The 17,572-nt window shown below is 66.7% G+C and carries 15 protein-coding genes and 1 tRNA gene; 5 read left to right on the forward strand and 11 right to left on the reverse strand.

The features are described 5' to 3' along the window. The first annotated feature begins 5 nt into the window (after positions 1–5). The 3 genes from FZ033_RS01860 (at position 6) to FZ033_RS01870 (ending at position 3,785) form a co-directional block, all read left to right on the forward strand. On the forward strand, positions 6–1,394 hold the full coding sequence (locus FZ033_RS01860) for an ethanolamine ammonia-lyase subunit EutB (protein ID WP_149574464.1): 1,389 nt from the start codon (positions 6–8) through the stop codon (positions 1,392–1,394). Continuing rightward, positions 1,391–2,167 (forward strand): ethanolamine ammonia-lyase subunit EutC, encoded by a 777-nt coding sequence (gene eutC / locus FZ033_RS01865; RefSeq protein WP_149574465.1) that lies wholly within the window; start codon positions 1,391–1,393, stop codon positions 2,165–2,167. The genes FZ033_RS01860 and eutC overlap by 4 nt, the downstream gene beginning before the upstream one ends. A 115-nt stretch (positions 2,168–2,282) precedes the next feature. Beyond that, positions 2,283–3,785 carry an amino acid permease gene (locus tag FZ033_RS01870; protein WP_149574466.1) on the forward strand — a complete coding sequence of 501 codons (1,503 nt, stop codon included), beginning with the start codon at positions 2,283–2,285 and terminating at the stop codon, positions 3,783–3,785. Positions 3,786–3,938: 153 nt separating this feature from the next. Here FZ033_RS01870 and FZ033_RS01875 read toward each other — a convergent pair whose 3' ends face one another. Next, on the reverse strand, positions 3,939–4,319 hold the full coding sequence (locus FZ033_RS01875) for a hypothetical protein (RefSeq protein WP_149574467.1): 381 nt from the start codon (positions 4,317–4,319) through the stop codon (positions 3,939–3,941). A gap of 326 nt (positions 4,320–4,645) precedes the next feature. On the opposite strand from FZ033_RS01875, the gene FZ033_RS01880 reads away from it, so the two are divergent. Further along, entirely contained in the window at positions 4,646–5,005 is a 360-nt protein-coding gene (locus FZ033_RS01880; RefSeq protein ID WP_149574468.1) for a hypothetical protein, read from the forward strand. Positions 5,006–5,098: 93 nt separating this feature from the next. Here the strand turns inward: FZ033_RS01880 and FZ033_RS01885 are convergent. From FZ033_RS01885 to FZ033_RS01895, 3 genes are all read right to left on the reverse strand, one after another. Further along, positions 5,099–5,183, reverse strand: a tRNA-Leu gene (locus tag FZ033_RS01885). A gap of 98 nt (positions 5,184–5,281) precedes the next feature. Continuing rightward, positions 5,282–5,746: a DoxX family protein gene (locus FZ033_RS01890; RefSeq protein ID WP_149574469.1), complete on the reverse strand. Its 465-nt coding sequence runs from the start codon at positions 5,744–5,746 to the stop codon at positions 5,282–5,284. A 103-nt stretch (positions 5,747–5,849) separates the two neighbouring features. After that, entirely contained in the window at positions 5,850–6,275 is a 426-nt protein-coding gene (locus tag FZ033_RS01895; protein WP_188079246.1) for a HesB/IscA family protein, read from the reverse strand. A gap of 579 nt (positions 6,276–6,854) precedes the next feature. Between FZ033_RS01895 and FZ033_RS01900 the strand changes: the two genes are divergently transcribed. Then, on the forward strand, positions 6,855–9,020 hold the full coding sequence (locus FZ033_RS01900; protein ID WP_188079247.1) for a putative bifunctional diguanylate cyclase/phosphodiesterase: 2,166 nt from the start codon (positions 6,855–6,857) through the stop codon (positions 9,018–9,020). A gap of 105 nt (positions 9,021–9,125) precedes the next feature. Here the strand turns inward: FZ033_RS01900 and FZ033_RS01905 are convergent, their stop codons facing one another. The 7 genes from FZ033_RS01905 to nuoL all read right to left on the reverse strand — a co-directional run bounded on the left by FZ033_RS01905 (position 9,126) and on the right by nuoL (position 17,570). Continuing rightward, a complete protein-coding gene (locus FZ033_RS01905; RefSeq protein ID WP_149574471.1) occupies positions 9,126–9,398 on the reverse strand; it encodes a DUF1467 family protein in 273 nt (90 codons plus the stop codon). Positions 9,399–9,520: 122 nt separating this feature from the next. Beyond that, positions 9,521–9,925: a methylmalonyl-CoA epimerase gene (gene mce, locus FZ033_RS01910; RefSeq protein WP_138398936.1), complete on the reverse strand. Its 405-nt coding sequence runs from the start codon at positions 9,923–9,925 to the stop codon at positions 9,521–9,523. A 109-nt stretch (positions 9,926–10,034) separates the two neighbouring features. Further along, positions 10,035–11,705, reverse strand: a complete 1,671-nt coding sequence (locus FZ033_RS01915) for a ribonuclease J (RefSeq protein ID WP_149574472.1) — start codon at positions 11,703–11,705, stop codon at positions 10,035–10,037. A 206-nt stretch (positions 11,706–11,911) separates the two neighbouring features. Further along, positions 11,912–12,679 carry a biotin--[acetyl-CoA-carboxylase] ligase gene (locus FZ033_RS01920; RefSeq protein ID WP_149574473.1) on the reverse strand — a complete coding sequence of 256 codons (768 nt, stop codon included), beginning with the start codon at positions 12,677–12,679 and terminating at the stop codon, positions 11,912–11,914. Positions 12,680–12,682: 3 nt separating this feature from the next. Continuing rightward, the gene (gene nuoN, locus FZ033_RS01925; protein WP_149574474.1) at positions 12,683–14,113 is read right to left on the reverse strand and encodes an NADH-quinone oxidoreductase subunit NuoN; all 1,431 of its coding nucleotides are present in this window, start codon (positions 14,111–14,113) and stop codon (positions 12,683–12,685) included. Positions 14,114–14,130: 17 nt separating this feature from the next. Further along, a complete protein-coding gene (locus tag FZ033_RS01930) occupies positions 14,131–15,642 on the reverse strand; it encodes an NADH-quinone oxidoreductase subunit M (RefSeq protein ID WP_149574475.1) in 1,512 nt (503 codons plus the stop codon). A gap of 2 nt (positions 15,643–15,644) precedes the next feature. Further along, entirely contained in the window at positions 15,645–17,570 is a 1,926-nt protein-coding gene (nuoL, locus tag FZ033_RS01935) for an NADH-quinone oxidoreductase subunit L (RefSeq protein WP_149574476.1), read from the reverse strand. Positions 17,571–17,572 lie beyond the last annotated feature (2 nt).

The raw sequence follows: 17,572 nt of genomic DNA on the forward strand, positions 1-17,572 counted from the left end.
CCGCCATGGCTTACGTGCATCGCATCGGCGCGAAATCCTTCGTCTTCGCGGACCTGAAGGAGCTGATGGCCAAGGCGACGCCGCCGCGATCCGGCGACATGCTGGCGGGCATCGCCGCCGCCACCGCCGAGGAGAACGTGGCGGCCAAGATGTGCCTCGCCGAAGTGCCGCTGAAGGCGTTCCTTTCGCAGGCCCTCGTGCCTTACGAGACCGACGAGGTCACCCGCCTCATCCTCGACAGCCACGACGGCACCGCCTTCGCGCCGGTGTCTGCCATGACGGTAGGCGATTTCCGCGATTTCCTGCTGTCCCATGAGGCAACATCGGAGGTCCTCGCCGGTTTGGCGATCGGCCTGACGCCGGAGATGGCGGCCGCCGTGTCCAAGATCATGCGCAACCAGGACCTCATCCTCGCGGCGAAGAAATGCCGGGTGGTCACGCGCTTCCGCAACACCATCGGCCTGCCCGGCACCATGGCGGTGCGCCTGCAGCCCAACCACCCGACGGACGACGCCGCCGGCGTCTCCGCCGCCATCCTCGACGGCCTGCTCTATGGTTGCGGCGACGCGGTGATTGGCATCAATCCCGCTTCCGACAGCCTTCCCGTCATCGACCGCCTGCTGAAGCTGATGGACGAGGTCATCACCCGCTTCGAGATCCCCACCCAGAGCTGCGTGCTGACCCACGTGACCACCTCTATCGGCCTGATGGAGCGCGGCGCGCCGGTGGACCTGGTGTTCCAGTCCATTGCCGGGACCCAAGGGGCCAACCGCTCCTTCGGCATCGACCTCAAGGTGCTCGCCGAGGGTGCCGACGCCGCCCGCACGCTGAAGCGCGGCACGGTTGGGCAGAACGCCATGTATTTCGAGACCGGCCAGGGCTCGGCCCTCTCCGCCGGTGAACATCACGGCGTGGACCAGCAGACGCTGGAAGCTCGCGCCTATGGGGTGGCGCGGGCCTTCAATCCGCTGCTGGTGAACACGGTGGTGGGCTTCATCGGGCCGGAATATCTTTATGACGGCAAGCAGATCATCCGCGCCGGGCTGGAAGATCATTTCTGCGGCAAGCTGCTGGGCGTGCCGCTGGGGGTCGATGTCTGCTACACCAACCATGCCGAGGCGGACCAGGACGACATGGATACGCTGCTTACCCTGCTGGGTGCGGCGGGCGTCACCTACATCATGGGCATTCCCGGCGCGGATGACGTGATGCTGAACTATCAGTCCACCTCCTTCCACGATGCGCTCTACATCCGCGAGCTGCTGGGGCTGAAGCGGGCGCCGGAGTTCGAGGCGTGGCTGGAGCGCATGGACATCACCGCCCCCGACGGCCGGCTGCTGCCCGCCGATGCGCGCCATCCGCTACTGGGCTACGTGGCCGGGCGCGCGGCATGATCGCGCGCGATCCCTGGGCCGCCTTCTCCCGCCACACCCCCGCGCGCATCGCCCTCGGCCGCACGGGGGCGAGCCTGCCCACGGACGAGGTGCTGCGCTTCGCCCTCGCCCATGCCCGAGCCCGCGATGCGGTGCATACACCGTTCGATGCGGACGCAGTGGCCGGCGAGGTGGAGAGCCTCGGCTTTGCCACCCTGCGGGTGTCCAGCGCTGCGCCGGCGCGGGACATCTATCTGCGCCGCCCGGACCTCGGCCGCCGCCTGTCCGACGAGAGCCGCGCCATCCTCGCTGCGGCAGCTGGCGACCCGGTGGATCTGGCGCTGGTGGTGGCGGACGGGCTCTCCTCCGCTGCCATCCATGCCCAGACGGCGCCGCTTCTTGCCGCCTTCAAGCCCTTCATCGCCCAGCAGGGCTGGAGCCTTTCGCCCGTGGTCATCGCCTCCGGCGCGCGGGTGGCGCTGGGGGACGAAGTGGGCGCCCTTCTGAAGGCCCGCGCCTGCGTGCTGCTGGTGGGCGAGCGGCCGGGCCTGTCCTCGCCCGACAGCCTCGGCCTCTACCTTACCTTCGATCCGCAGGTCGGCCGCACCGATGCCGAGCGCAACTGCATCTCAAACGTGCGCCCCGATGGGCTGAGCTACACCGCCGCCGCCTTCAAGCTCGCCTGGCACATCCGCGAGGCGCTGCGGCGGCAGATCACCGGCGTGGAGCTGAAGGACGAAAGCGACCTGCTGCTCGAAGAAGGCCGCGCCCCGGCACTGCTGGGCAGTCGCTGACTCATAATCTGCGATTATTACGTTAGGTAAATTGCCAGACTGGCAAAAAAGTTGCCTGAGCGTAAGCCTGGGCGCGGAGGTGGCTCCGGCGCCCTTTCACGGAGGGCTGGGTCTCATGGCAGATGGCAGCAAGGCCGGCGTGACGTACACCACGGTGGACGTCGCCTATTTCGAGCAACGGGCGCTGAAGCGGCATGCACGGGTCTGGTCGCTCTGGGCGCTGGGCGTCGGGGCGGTGATCTCCGGCCATTTCTCGGGCTGGAACCTGGGCATCGCGTCGGGCGGCTGGGGCGGCATGTTCATCGCCGCGGTCATCATCGCCATCATGTATCTGGGGCTCACCTTCTCCATCGCCGAGATGTCGCCGGCCCTGCCCCATACGGGGGCGGCCTATTCCTTCGCCCGCACGACCATGGGGCCGTGGGGCGGCTTCATCACCGGCCTGTGCGAGAACGTGGAATATGTCATTACGCCGGCGGTGGTGGTGTCCTTCATCGGCTCCTACATGGGCTCCATCTTCGGCACGCCTCCCGCCTTCCAGCCGGTCTACTGGATCTTCGGCTACATCCTGTTCGTGGGGCTCAACATCGCCGGCGTGGAACTCTCGTTCCGGGTGACGCTGGTGGTCACGCTGGCAGCACTCGCCTGCCTCGTTGCCTTCTGGGTGAGCGCCCTGCCAGTGGCGAACTTCTCGCGCTGGGCGCTCAACATCGGCGTCGGACCGGACGGCACGGCGGTGGAGCTGCCCAACGGCGGCGGCCCGTTCCTGCCCTTCGGCCTTTCCGGCGCGCTGGCCGCCCTGCCCTTTGCCGTCTGGCTCTTCCTCGCCATCGAGCAACTGCCCCTGGCGGCCGAGGAATCCGTGGACCCAAAGACTGACATGCCAAAGGGCATCATGGCGGGCATGGCGACCCTCATCGTCTCCGCCTTCATGATCCTGTGGCTCAATTCGTCAGTCGCGAATGGCGCGTTCGGCCTATCCACCTCGCTGGAGCCGCTGCTGGATGGCTTCAAGGCCATCTATGGCGACGGGCTCGCCCGGCTGCTCGCCTTCGTGGCGGTGATCGGGCTGATCGCCTCGTTCCACACCATCATCTACGCCCAGGGCCGCCAGATCTATTCGCTCTCCCGCGCCGGCTACTTCCCGCGCGGCCTTTCCGTGACCCACGGCGGGCGCAAGACACCGCACGTGGCTATGATCGCCGGCGCCATCGTCGGCCTCGTGATCATGCTCGGCATCTGGTTCGCGCTGGGAGCGGAGGCGGGTGCGGCGGCCATCGGCGGCACGCTGCTCAACATGGCGGTGTTCGGCGCCATGCTGTCCTACGTGATGCAGGCCCTGTCCTTCATCCTGATGCGCAAGAACATGCCCCACATCGAGCGGCCCTACAAAAGCCCGTTCGGGGTCCCGGGGGCGGTGCTGACCATCGTCATCGCCCTCGTCACCATCTACTTCCAGCTGTCGGACCCCATCTATCGCAACGGGGTACTCGGCGTGGCGCTGTGGTTCGCCGCGGGCCTCGCCTATTTCGCCGCCATCGGCCGCCACAAGCTGGTGCTGTCGCCCGAGGAGGAGTTCGCCATGTCCGGGGGCAAGGCGGAGTACAAGTCCTACTGAACCAAGGGCGGCCCGCCTTGCAGGGCGGGCCGCCTTATACCGACTGCCCCGGCCTTCGACCGGGGCCGAGAGGGTGTCGCTCAACGCCGCGCGGGCTTTTACCAAATCCCTCCGGAAAACGCGGCGCGCCTTCCGGAATGGTACGCCTTGGCCTCACACCTGCTCGGACGACACCACACGGAAGGTGTGCATCTCGTCGTCTTCGCGAACCGAAATATACTCACCCACCTCGAAGCTTTCGTCGCCGAAGCGATAGCCGGCCTCGTCGTCGTCGGTGCCGTGGATGTCATACCGGAACGCCCAGCTTCCGCCGGGACGGCGCACCAGATGGCCCACCTCGTCCGCCTCGTCGGGGCGGAACCGGACCACGCGGCACGCCTCGCGGTGCTTCGCCCACAAGGTGGGATCGATGCGTCCCGCCGCGTTCAGCGGCGCCACGAAGCTGTAGCCGAAAGTGCGCGAGCCCTCCGGATGGCCCTTCTCACGGGCAAGCTCCATGCGGATCTGACGGAAGCCGTGCGGCAACTGGGACATGCGTCTCTCTCCCCGGACCTTACGGTCTCGTACATCGCCCGGCCCCAAAGGGTCATCACGATGCGTTGACGATCGCGCCTTTCGCCGGCCGCTGCGGCAGGAAGCCAGCGGCTCCGCTTGCACGATGGCGAAGGGGTGCGACAATGGAATCACCCCCTTGCGAGGGTAACCCTTGGAAATGTGATTTTTGCGCATCGCGTTCGCAAGGCATTTGACCTCGCGCAAGGCTTAGCCGGCGCAGGCCCCTTGATACTGGTCATGGGAGTGCTGCGTCCCCATCGGGACGCGGACGGATCGGGGGATCAACGCCCGACGGGAGACACAACATGAACGATTCCACAGTTTTTCAAGGCCTGGCGCGCGCCTTCAGCACCGGCACGCCGCCTGTGGCTTGGCCGTTCACGGTATGGAAGAACCTGTTCTTCGACTGTCCGCTGGCCGCGTCGGCCCATGTGCAGCAGTTCGTCGGACGGCAGATGCAGGAGCAGGTCCAGCTCCTGAACGACCTTGCCAAGGAGCACAACCCCACGGCAGCGTTCTCGCGCGAGGCGGCCTTCCTGCAGCAGTCCGCCCTCGCCTGGAACAGCGAGATGCTGGAGGTCGCCGAACTTGTCCAGCACCGGCTCCTGAGCGCCACCCAGGCCGACAAGCCGCAGGACCAGCCGCCCTTCGCCCGCGCAGCCTGAGCCAATAGCGACCGCCGCATCGCGACGATGCGGCGGCGCTCTGTCCGACAACGACCGGTAGGTCAGGCGCCGGAGCAGGCTGATTTTCTGAACTGGTGCGGACGGCGGGACTCGAACCCGCACGCCTTGCGGCGCAAGATTTTAAGTCTCGTGCGTCTACCGGTTTCGCCACGTCCGCCCGGGCCGGACGCGCGATGACGACCGGGAGCGGGACTTTAGGGAAGATGGCGGCCGCCGGCAACGCGGCCGCCATGCACGTTCACACCTTCCGCGCCTTCACGCCTTCCGCGCCAGCGCGTCGCCCTGCGCGAGGCGCGCCTCGCGCCCCAGGCGCTCCAGCTCCAGCTTCCGGCACAGGATCGCGCCCACCATCAGCCCGCCGATGAGGCTGATGTGCTCCACCACCACGTGGAACTCGAACAGCCGCTTTTCGCCGTCCATGGCCCAGAACGGATGGGCGATGGGGATGGTCAGCGCCGTGAACACCGCCAGCATGCCGAAGCCGAGCCACGCCGCGCGGTTCAGCACCACCAGGACGGAGCCGATGAGCAGCACGGCGATGACCGCCGGTGCGAACAGGCCCGCGGGCTCGACGCCGAAGAACGACATCTCGGCCAGGGTGGCCTGATAATTCATCAGCTTGTCGAGGCCCGCGCCCCAGAAAATGAAGGTGAGCAGCAGGCGCGCGACGACGCCGAAGATGGGGCTCGCCAGAAGGGCGGCGAGAGGAGATGGGGTCAAGATGGCACCTTTCGTGCTGTGAAGCCGGCGCGGCGTGCACGCCGCGCGCTTCTCTTGTCCCCGTGCGGATGAACCGCAGCTGAACCCAGCAATGAGCCTTTGTTCAGCCCTGCCCGGACGCGGCGCCCGTATCGACCGGCGTGATCGCGACCGATTCTCCGCAGCCGCAGGAAGAGGTCTGGTTGGGATTGTTGAACACGAACTGGGACGAGACCTTGTCGGTCTTGAAGTCCATCTCGGTGCCGAGCAGGAAGAGCACGGCCTTGGTGTCCACCACCACCTTCACGCCCTTGTCCTCGACGACCGAGTCGAAGGGGGCGATCTGCGTGGTGAAATCCATTTTGTAGGACATGCCGGCGCAGCCGCCATTCTCGATGCCCACGCGCAACGCCGTACCCGGCTCCGCCGCGGCGAGGATCTCGCGCAGCTGGTCGGCGGCCGCATCGGTGATGCGGATGACAGGCGGCAGGCTCCGCTTGGCGGGCGAAGTGGCCGGGGCTGCGGCGGACGGTTCTGAAGCAACGCTCATGGGTAATCTCCGAGCCTTGCCGTTTCAAGGACGGCGGGCACCTCCCATAAATGGAGGATGATGGGCGCCCTCACAAGGCTCCATATGATCGTGGCGGTAGATCGAAACCATGGGCGTGGGCCGAACGGCTATTCCGCCCCTGCGGTGCGGTTCGACGGCCGAGTCCGAAATGACGCAGGGTTGCAGCACCGGCAGCAATGCCTGAACCATTGTTTCTGATGGGGAAAAGAACTATAAATCCACATTATAGAGGTACTAATATGCCATGGCGTTGCTCCTGCCGGCGTGCTTCCGGCGGGACGTGAGGCGGAGCACTGGACAGATGGGACAATGAGGGCCCGCGGTGCCATGTTCCTCTCCATCCCTGCATGGGGCCTGGCGGTCTTGGCCGCGTGGGCCGGCCCAGCGGCGGCAGAGCCATGGCAGGGGGCGACCGAACTTCCGCTCTCGACCTCCCCCCAGACCGCGGTCCTCGCCAGCGTCTTGCTTCTGCTGGTGGTGATGGTCGCATGCAAGCTCATCCTGAGAGCGCGAGAGCGCGGTGATGGGCGTGAACCCGAAGCCCATAAACCCGCGGCCATGGTCCGCGTCGCAGCCGCTGCCGGCCTGCCGGTCGCCCTCATGCACGCCACGACGGGCTCGGGACCGGCCGGCAGCGACAGCTCGGCCCTGCGGGAAAGCGAGGAACGCTTCGATCTGGCGGCCAGGGGGTCGGACCAGGGGGTGTTCGACATCCATGTGCGCAGCGGCGGCCTGCATCTGTCGCCCCGTGCCCGTGACATCCTCGGCATCGCCCCCGACGCCTCCATCGACGTGCGGCGGGCCTTTCGCCAGATGCTGCGCGGCGCGGACCGGCGCAAGGTGGCCACCGCCCGGAAGGATCTCGTCCGCGGCGGGCGCGGCGTCGATCTCGACATCCGGATTTCCCGGCCCGACGGCGCAAATCGCGACGTGCGGTGGCGCGGCCTCGCCACCCGTGATGGCGATGGTGACGTGACCCGTGTGGTGGGCATGGTCACGGATGTCACAGCACAGAAGCAGAGCGAGCGCCACCTGCGCCTCGCCGCCGCCGTGTTCGCCAGCTCCCACGACGGCCTGGTGGTGACGGACCTCAACGCGGTGGTCTCCGCCGTAAACCCGGCGTTTTCGCAGATCACCGGCTATGCTGAGGACGAGATCCTCGGCCAGACCATGCGCACCATGCATTCAGGCCGGCACGACCGTGAATTCTATCGTTGCATGTGGGGGGCGCTCACCTCGACAGGCAGTTGGCACGGCGAGATCTGGAACCGCCGCAAGAACGGCGAGATTTTCCTCCAGCAGCTCAGCATCCGCACCGTCTATGACGAGAAGGGCAAGCCGCAGAACTATGTGGGCGCGTTCCAGGACATCACCCGGATCACGCATTCCGAATTCGAGCTCGACCGGATCGCCCATTACGATCCCCTCACCGACCTGCCCAACCGCACCCTGCTCGCATCCCTCCTTGACCTGGCGGTCAGCCGGGCCGGCAAGAGCTGCGCTGTGCTGTTCTTGGACATCGACCGCTTCAAGACCGTCAACGACAGCCTCGGCCACATTGCCGGCGATGCCGTGCTCAAGGCGGCGGCCGATCGCGTCCGCACCGCGCTCGATGCCGATGCGACCCTCGGACACTACGGCGCCGACGAATTCGTGGTGATCCTCGAGGAGATCGAGGGGCCACAGGATGCGGCCATGGCCGCCACCCGCCTCATCGACGAACTGGCCCGACCGTTCACGGTGGATGGCGGCGAGATCTATCTGGGCGCCAGCGTGGGCATCAGCCTCCATCCGCTCGATGCCGACGATGCCGCCCAGTTGCTCCAGCATGCCAACACCGCTTTGGCCGAAGCGAAGGCGCAGGGCCGCGGGATCTATGCCTTCTACACCCAGGCCCTCACCCGCAGCGCGCGGGTCCGCATGGAGATGGAGGCGGACCTCAGGCGCGGCCTCGTGCGCGAGGAATTCCGCCTGAACTTCCAGCCGGTGGTCGACCTTGCCAGCGGGCGCATCGTGGGAGCGGAGGCGCTGGTGCGCTGGCAAAGCCCGGCCCATGGCCTTGTCCCGCCCAACCGCTTCATCCCGCTTGCCGAGGAAACGGGCCTCATCGAGCCCCTGGGCGACTGGGTGCTGGAAGAGGCCTGCCGCCAGATGGTGCAATGGAGCGCGGCGGGGGCCAATCTCGATTTCATCGCCGTGAACCTGTCGCCACGGCAGTTCCAGCGCGGCGCCCTGTGCGAGCACATGGAAAGCGTGCTCCGGCGCACCGGGCTTCCCGCTGCGCAACTGGAGGTCGAAATCACCGAGAACGTGCTGTTCGGCGCGGCCGCGGCGGCCGAGCGCAAGCTGCATGACATGCGCGACAGTGGCGTACGCATCGCGCTCGACGATTTCGGCACCGGCTATTCGTCGCTGGCCTATCTCAAGCGCTTTCCCATCTCCAAGCTAAAGATTGACCGCAGCTTCGTGCACGACCTGCCCCGCGCCGCCGACGCGGAAATCGCCACCGCCATCATCTCCATCGCCCGCGCGCTCGGGCTCGACGTGGTGGCGGAGGGTATCGAGGCGCCCGAGCAATGCGCCTTCCTGAAGGAGCGCGGATGCGGCTTTGGGCAGGGCTACCTGTTTGGCCGCGCGGTGACCAGCGAGCGCTTCCTGCGCCTCGCGCTCCAGGGGCCGATCGCTACCGGCGCAGCCCATCCCGGCAGCGCGCTACTCCACTGATCGCAGCGGCCTCGGTCAATGACCGGAGGCCGCTTGGGTCAGCTCAGCTCAGGTGCCGCGCGGCCTATGCCAATGGCCCGTGCGTCAAACTCACCTGTTCCCAGCTCACCCCTCCTTGGTGTCGAAGGGCATGGGCAGGTCTTCGAGCGAGACGATGCCGCTCGTGATCAGCCAGACGATGCCGGCCGTGATCACCGCAGCGACGATAGTGGTGGCCAAGGCCTTCTTGAGCAGCGCGGGACGCACCGGCGCGCCCGGATCGGTGCCGGGCGTGATGTCCCGGCTCTCCGCCTGAGAGCGCACGCCCCAGGGCAGGACCGCGAACAGCGAGGTCCACCAGACGATGAAATAGATGGCGACGACGGCACCGATCGACACGCGGCGTTCCTCACTGGCGCACGCTGATCGGCTTGCATGGCAAGCCGATCAGGTCACGCATTCTCTTTTCCCAGGTCCAGAAACGGCTTCAGCGGTACCACTGGCAACCGCCCGCCGTCGGATCAGGCCTGCTCCAGCTCCACCAGGGTGCCGTTGAAGTCCTTCGGGTGCAGGAACAGCACCGGCTTGCCGTGGGCGCCGATCTTGGGATCGCCGGAGCCCAGCACGCGGGCGCCCGTTGCCTTCAGCTGGTCGCGGGCGGTGAGGATGTCGTCCACCTCGTAGCAGATGTGATGGATGCCGCCGTCCGGATTGCGCTCCAGGAACTTGGCGATGGGCGAATTCTCCCCCAGCGGCTCCAGGAACTCGATCTTGGTGTTGGGCAGGGTGACGAACACCGTGGTCACGCCATGCTCTTCCTGCGGCACGGCGGCCGAGACGTCCGCGCCCAGCGTGTCGCGATACAGCGCGGAGGCGGCAGCGATGTCGCGCACCGCGATGGCCACATGGTTCAGGCGTCCGATCATGATTTCCTCCGCTCAGGTCTTTCGATCCATACCGCAAGCGGGGCCGGCGCGGAACACACCGGAGGTCGAAGACGGGCAGCCTCATCCACCGGATCAGGGCCCGCCCGCCTCACACCTCCAGGATATGGACGTGGCACACCGGCTTCTTGCCCCACACCGCGTTCACGGCGCTGCGCACTGCCCGCTCCAGCGTCTCCGCCAGCGCATCGGGATCGCGGCGGCGGGCCTTGGGCAGGGTGTCTAGCGTGGCCACCACCGTGTCGAGCACATGGTCGAGCATGTCGATGCCGCCCTCCCCCCGCTCGGGCACGCCGGTGATTTCGACGGAAGGGTCGCCCGCAAGCCCGCCCTGCCGGTCCACCGCGACCGCCACAGACACCGCGCCCACGAAGGAAAGCTTGCGCCGCTCCGGGATCGAACGGCCACCATCGGGGATCAGCAGGCGGCCGTCCTTGTAGAGGCGGCCGAAGGGCACGTCGTCGACCCGTTCCGCCGGACCGGGGGCGAGGCGGATGACGTTGCCGTCATAGCAATTGACCACCTCGGGTACGCCGAGGCTCTTCGCCAGCTGTGCATGCTCATGCAGGTGCAGCGCCTCGCCATGCACCGGGATCGACACCTGGGGCCGCACCATGCGGTACATTTCCGCAAGCTCGCCCCGGCGCGGATGGCCGGACACGTGGACCAGGGCCTTGCGGTCCGTCAGCACCTCGACGCCCCTTTTGGTGAGGGCGTTGACGATGTGGTTCACCACCTTCTCGTTGCCGGGAATGGTGCGCGAGGAGAACACCACGAGGTCGCCGGGCGACAGGGCGATCTCGGGATGGTCGTCGTCGGCGATGCGGCGCAGCGCGGCGCGCTGCTCGCCCTGGCTTCCGGTGAGGATGGCCACCACCTTCTCGCGCGGCAGGTAGCCGTAGGCCTCAGCGGTGCGGAAGGCGGGCACGCCATCCAGCAGGCCCTGCTCGCGGGCGACGCCGATGACGCGCTCCAGCGCGCGGCCCACCACCACCACCTCGCGGCCATTGGCATAGGCCGATTCGGCGATGCCGCGGATGCGCGCCACGTTGGAGGAGAAGGTGGTGAAGGCCACCCGGTGCTTCGCCTTGCCGACGATCTCCCGGAGCGAGGCCCCTACATCCGCCTCGGACGGCGAGACGCCGTCACGAACGGCGTTGGTGGAATCGCAGATGATGGCGCGCACGCCCTCGTCGCCCAGAGCCTTCAGGCGGGCGACATCCGTGGGCAGGCCGACCACCGGGGTCGGGTCGAGCTTCCAGTCGCCGGTGTGCACCACCAGCCCCACCGGGGTGCGGATCGCCAGGGCGTGGCTGTCGGGGATCGAGTGGGCGACCGGGATGAATTCCACCCCGAACGGGCCGATCTCCACGGTGCCGCCGCTGTGCACCACGGTGATCGGCAGCTGGGACGGCGCGCCGGGCTCGCCCGCGCGCTTGGCCTCCAGCAGACCCGCCGTGAAGCGGGTGGTGTAGATGGGGCACTTCAGGCGCGGCCACAGGTCCAGAACCGCGCCGATATGGTCCTCGTGGGCGTGGGTGAGGACGAGGCCGGCGATGTGCTTCTTCTCGGCTTCCAGGAAGCGGATGTCGGGTAGGACGAGATCGACGCCCGGCGCCTCCTCGCCCGCGAAGCTCATGCCGAGATCGACGATGAGCCAGGTGCGGGCCTTGCGCGGACCGAAGCCGTACAGGCCGAGGTTCATGCCGATCTCGCCGACCCCACCCAGGGGTGCGAAGACCAGTTCGTCGGTTGGTGCCATCAAAGGGTCACTTCCAAACGCGGCACCCGCGCCGACAAGGCCCCGGCAAAGACCGGGGCACGCGGACGGGCGCGCCGAAAATCAGGAGGCCGGCGGAGGTGGTCCGCTCCGGCCAGGGGCGGGCAATCAGGATCGATCCCAATGAAGCGGCCCGCGGGCCGCAATGCAAGGGGCCGCACGATGTCTGCGCGGCTCAATCCTGCTTCTCAATCCGACTTGCCGAGGGAGACGTCGCCCGCCGTGATGATCTCGGCGATGCCGTCCTTGCGGCGCAGCATCATGGCGCCGCGGGTGTCTATGTTCTCGAAACGGCCCACCACCTCGCGCTCGCCGATCTTGACGCTTACCTGGTCGCCCATGCCGAGCGCATAGCGCATCCAATCGGTGCGGATGGCGGGAAAGCCCGCGCCCGCGTTCCACTGGTTGAGCCGCACCGCCATGGCGAGGTCAAGCGCCTCCAGCAACCGGTCCGGCGCCGTGGGTGCGCCGGATTCCTCGAGGCTGGTGGCCCGGTAGGGCAGATCGTCGGGATGGTGCAGGCAGTTGACGCCGAAGCCGATCACCGCCGCCGGCCGGCCCGAAGGATCGGAGCCGCCTTCCACCAGGATGCCGGCAACCTTGCCACCGTCCAGCAGCAGGTCGTTGGGCCACTTGAGCTTCAGCGCGTCCGGCCGGATCTGCGGCGCGGCCGCGAGCACGGCGTCGCGAAGGGCAAGGCCCGCCACGAAGCACAGCTGCGCCAGGTTGGCCACCGGTGCCGGGTTCGGCAGCACGAGGCTGGCGAACAGATTGCCGAGCTCGGAGGTCCAAGGTCGGCCCCGCCGGCCGCGGCCGGCGGTCTGGATGTCCGCCACCAGCCAGACCGGGAACGTCTCGCTGCGGGCAAGGCGTGCCATCCCCTCGGCGTTGGTGGAGCCGATCTGGGTGAAGCGGACGATGGGAACCGTGGAACCCTGGAATTCGTAATGAGCCATCGATCAGAAGAGCGAACGGGCAGCGGCACCCGCCGCCTCAATAAGAGGAGCGGGATAGACGAAATAGAAGATGGTGAAAAGCCCGCTCACTGCCAGCACCGCCTTCAGCTCCGTCGGCATGGGGTCGAAGGCCTCGACCGGCTCGTCGAAATACATGATCTTGACCACGCGCAGGTAATAGAAGGCGCCCACCACCGAGGCAAGCACGCCCACCACCGCGAGGCCGTAGAGCCCGGCCTGGATCGCCGCCACGAACACATAGTATTTGGCGAGGAAGCCGGCCAGCGGCGGGATGCCGGCCAGCGAGAACATGAGCGCGCCCAGCGCCAGCGCCATCAGCGGGTTGCGACGGGCGAGGCCGGACAAATCCTCGATGGTCTCCACCGCCTGGCCCTTGCGGCGCATGGTGAGCACGCAGGCGAAGGTGCCCAGCGTCATCACCACATAGATGGTCATGTACAGCAGCACGCCGCGCACGCCCTCGGCCGTGCCGGCGGCCAGACCCACCAGCGCGAAGCCCATGTGGCCGATGGAGGAATAGGCCAGCAGGCGCTTGATGTTGCGCTGGCCGATGGCGGCGAAGGCGCCGAGCACCATGGAGGCGAGCGAGACGAAGGCGACGATCTGCTGCCACTGGTGGGTCACGTGCGGGAACGCCTCGATGACGACGCGCACGAAGATGGCCATGGCCGCCACCTTGGGCGCGGAGGCGAAGAAGGCCGTGACCGGGGTCGGCGCGCCCTCGTAAACGTCCGGCGTCCACATGTGGAACGGCACCGCCGACACCTTGAAGCACAGGCCCGCCAGCAGGAACACGATGCCGAAGATGAGCCCGGGGCTGGGCTCCTTGGCCACGGCGGCGATCTGCAGGAAGTTCACCGAGCCGGTGAAGCCATAGATGAACGAGGCGCCGTAGAGCAGCATGCCCGAGGACAGGGCGCCGAGAACAAAATACTTCAGGCCGGCCTCGGTGGAGCGGATGGAATCGCGGTTGATGGAGGCCACCACATAAAGCGACAGGCTCATCAGCTCGAGGCCGAGATAGAGCGCGATCAGGTCACCCGCCGACACCAGCATGCACATGCCAAGCGTCGCGATGACGATGAGCACGGCATATTCGAACTTCGCCTGCTTCTCCCGCGCCTGCCAGTCCACCGCCATGATCAGCGAGACCACGGCGCCGAGCACGGCCAGGAGCTTCATGAAGCGGCTGTAGGCATCCACCACGAGGGAGCCGTTGAAGGCGATGACCTCGGCCGCGGGCTGAAGCAGTATCAGCACGCCGACCGCCGCAAGCACGGCGATGGCAAGGCCGGTGACGAGGTTCGCCGAGCCCTCGCCGCGGAACGCGCCGATCAAGATCAGCACGATCGCCGAGACGGCGAGCACCAGTTCGGGCAGGACCGCGCCGATGGGAGGCAGGAGCTGCGTCATTGAGGCGACCTCGAGATCTAAAAGCTCAGCAGCAGTGCGGTCTTCACCGCACCCGCCACAGAATCGGTACGCGCGACGACCGCGTTCACCGCATGGGATGTCATGTTGAGGATAGGCGCGGGCCAGATGCCGAAGAGAATGGTGAGGACCACCAGAGGCACCATGATCACGATCTCCCGGGGGGAGAGGTCCATCATGGTCTTCAGCTTCTCCTTCTCGAGCGGCCCGAAGATGACGCGCAGGTAGAGCCACAGAGCATAGCCCGCCGAGAGGATCACGCCGGTCGCCGCGAAGAAGGCGATCCAGGTGTTGCGCTCGAAAGCGGCGAGCATGGTCAGGAACTCCCCGACAAAGCCCGAGGTGCCCGGCAGGCCCACGTTCGCCATGGTGAAGATCATCAGCACCGTGGCGTAGAGCGGCATGCGGTGCACGAGGCCGCCGTAGGCCGCGATCTCGCGGGTGTGCAGGCGGTCATAGATGACGCCCACGCACAGGAACAGCGCGCCGGAGACAAAACCGTGGGAGATCATGAGGAACATGGCCCCCTGCAGGCCCTGCTCGTTCATGGCGAAGATGCCCATAGTCACAAAGCCCATGTGGGCGATGGACGAATAAGCGATCAGCTTCTTGATGTCCTCCTGAACGAGGGCCACCAGCGACGTGTAGATGATGGCCACCACCGAGAGGGTGAACACCAGCGGCGCGAAATAGTGGCTCGCTTCCGGGAACATGGGCAGCGAGTAGCGCAGGAAGCCGTAGCCGCCCATCTTCAGCAGCACGCCGGCCAGGATGACGGAGCCGGCGGTGGGCGCCTCCACGTGGGCGTCGGGCAGCCAGGTGTGCACCGGCCACATGGGCATCTTCACCGCGAAGGAGGCGAAGAAGGCCAGCCACAGCCAGGTCTGCATCCCGGACGGGAAGCCGTGGGTCAGCAGTGTCGGTACGTCCGTGGTGCCGGACTGCCAGTACATGGCCATGATGGCGAGCATCATCAGCACGGAGCCGGCCAGCGTGTAGAGGAAGAACTTGAAGGCCGCGTAGATGCGCCGCTGACCGCCCCAGATTCCGATGATGAGGAACATCGGGATGAGGCCGCCCTCGAAGAAGAAGTAGAAGAGGACGAGATCCAGCGCGCAGAAGGTGCCGATCATCAGCGTTTCGAGCACCAGGAACGCGATCATGTATTCCTTCACGCGCTTATGCACGCTCTCCCAGGAGGCGAGGATGCAGAAGGGCATGAGGAAGGTGGTGAGAATGACGAAGGGCAGCGAGATGCCGTCCACGCCCATGTGGTAGGCGGCAAGCTCGCCCAGCCACGCCTTCTTCTCCACGAACTGGAAGCCCGGCGCGGCGGCGTCGAAGCCCGGCAGCAGCAGCAGCGACACCACGAAGGTGACAAGCGTCGTCCACAGCGCCACCCAGCGGGCGTTGCGCGCGGTGACCTCGTCGTCGCCCCGCACCACCAGGATGAAGAGCGCGCCGACGATCGGCAGGAAGGTTACGACGGAGAGGATGGGCCAGTCGGTCATCGTCACACTCCGGCGAACATGAACCAGGTGATGAAAGCCGCGACGCCGATGAGCATCACGAAGGCGTAGTGGTAGAGGTAGCCGGTCTGGAGCCGCACCACCCCGCGCGTGACGTCGAGCACCCGCGCCGACACGCCGTTGGGGCCGAAGCCGTCGATGATGGTGCCGTCGCCGCGCTTCCACAGCAGCCGGCCGATCCACAGGGCCGGCTTCACGAAGATGCGGTCGTAGAGCTCGTCGAAGTACCACTTGTTGAGCAGGAACTGGTAGAGCGCATCCTGCGACTTGGCGAGCGCCACCGGGACCGTGCGGTCGACCACGTAGAACCAGTAGGCGATCACGAAGCCGAGCACCATCATGAGGGTCGGCAGGTACTTCGCCCACAGCGGGATGTCGTGGATCGCGTGGAGGATGTGGTTTTCCGCGCCCATGAAGATGGAGTCGCGGAAGAAGTGGTGCACGCCCTCGCCCACGAACACGTTGTACAGCGCAAAGCCCGCGATCACCGAGCCCACCGCCAGCACGCCCAGCGGAATGGTCATCACCCGCGGCGACTCATGCGCCGCCTCATAGTGATGGTGATCGTGCGGGTGGCCGTGGAAGGTGAGGAAAATCAGCCGCCAGGAATAGAACGAGGTCAGCGCCGCCGCCGCCACCGTCATCACCCAGCCGTAGAGGGCGAAATAATTGTGCGAGGCCCAGGCCGATTCGATGATGGCGTCCTTCGAGTAATAACCCGCGAGGAAGGGGAAGCCGGTGATGGCCAGGGTCCCGATCAGCATCATGCCGTAGGTGAAGGGGATCTTCTTGTAGAGCCCGCCCATGTTCCGCATGTCCTGCTCATGGTGCATCGCATTGATGACCGAGCCGGCGCAGAGGAACAGGAGGGCCTTGAAACAGGCGTGCGTCACCAGGTGGAACACGCCGATGGAATAGGCCCCCGCCCCCATGGCCACGAACATGTAGCCGAGCTGGGAACAGGTGGAATAGGCGATCACCTTCTTGATGTCGTTCTGCACCAGAGCCACCGTGGCCGCGAACATGGCGGTGGTGGCGCCGATCAGCATCACCACGTTGAGCGCGGTCTGCGACAGCTCGAAGATGGGCGACATGCGCGCCACCATGAACACGCCGGCGGTCACCATGGTGGCGGCGTGGATGAGGGCGGACACCGGGGTTGGCCCCTCCATGGCGTCCGGCAGCCAGGTGTGCAGCAGGAACTGCGCCGACTTGCCCATGGCGCCGACAAACAGCAGCAGGGCGATGACCGTGGGCGCATCCCAGTGGTGGCCGAGGAAGGGAATGGTCTTGCCGGCCAGCGAGGGGGCCGCCGCGAACACCTGCTCGAAGGCGATGGAGCCCGTCATCACGAAGATGGCGAAGATGCCCAGCATGAAGCCGAAATCACCCACGCGGTTGACCACAAAGGCCTTCATGGCCGCCGCATTGGCCGAGGGCTTCTCGTACCAGAAGCCGATGAGCAGGTAGGAGGCGAGGCCCACGCCCTCCCAGCCGAAGAACAGCTGGAGCAGGTTGTCCGCCGTCACCAGCATCAGCATGGCGAAGGTGAAGAGGGACAGATAGGCGAAGAAGCGCGGCCGGCTCGGGTCCTCGTGCATGTAGCCGATGGAATACAGGTGCACGAGGGAGGACACGGTGGTGACCACGATCAGCATGATCACGGTCATGGTGTCGACCCGGAACGCCCAGTCGACCTTGAGGTCGCCCACATGGATCCACTGCATCACCTGGACGCGCGTGTCGTGGTCGCCGAAGCCGACGCTGAAGAAGGCAATCCAGGCCAGGAAGCAGGCGATGAAGAGCAGGGAGGTGGTCACCACCTCGCTCGCCCGCGCGCCCATGGTGCGGCCGAACAGGCCGGCGATGAGGAAGCCGAGGAGGGGGAAGAAGACGATCGCCTGATACATGG

Source organism: Xanthobacter oligotrophicus, assembly GCF_008364685.1.
Classification (GTDB): Bacteria; Pseudomonadota; Alphaproteobacteria; order Rhizobiales; family Xanthobacteraceae; genus Xanthobacter; species Xanthobacter oligotrophicus.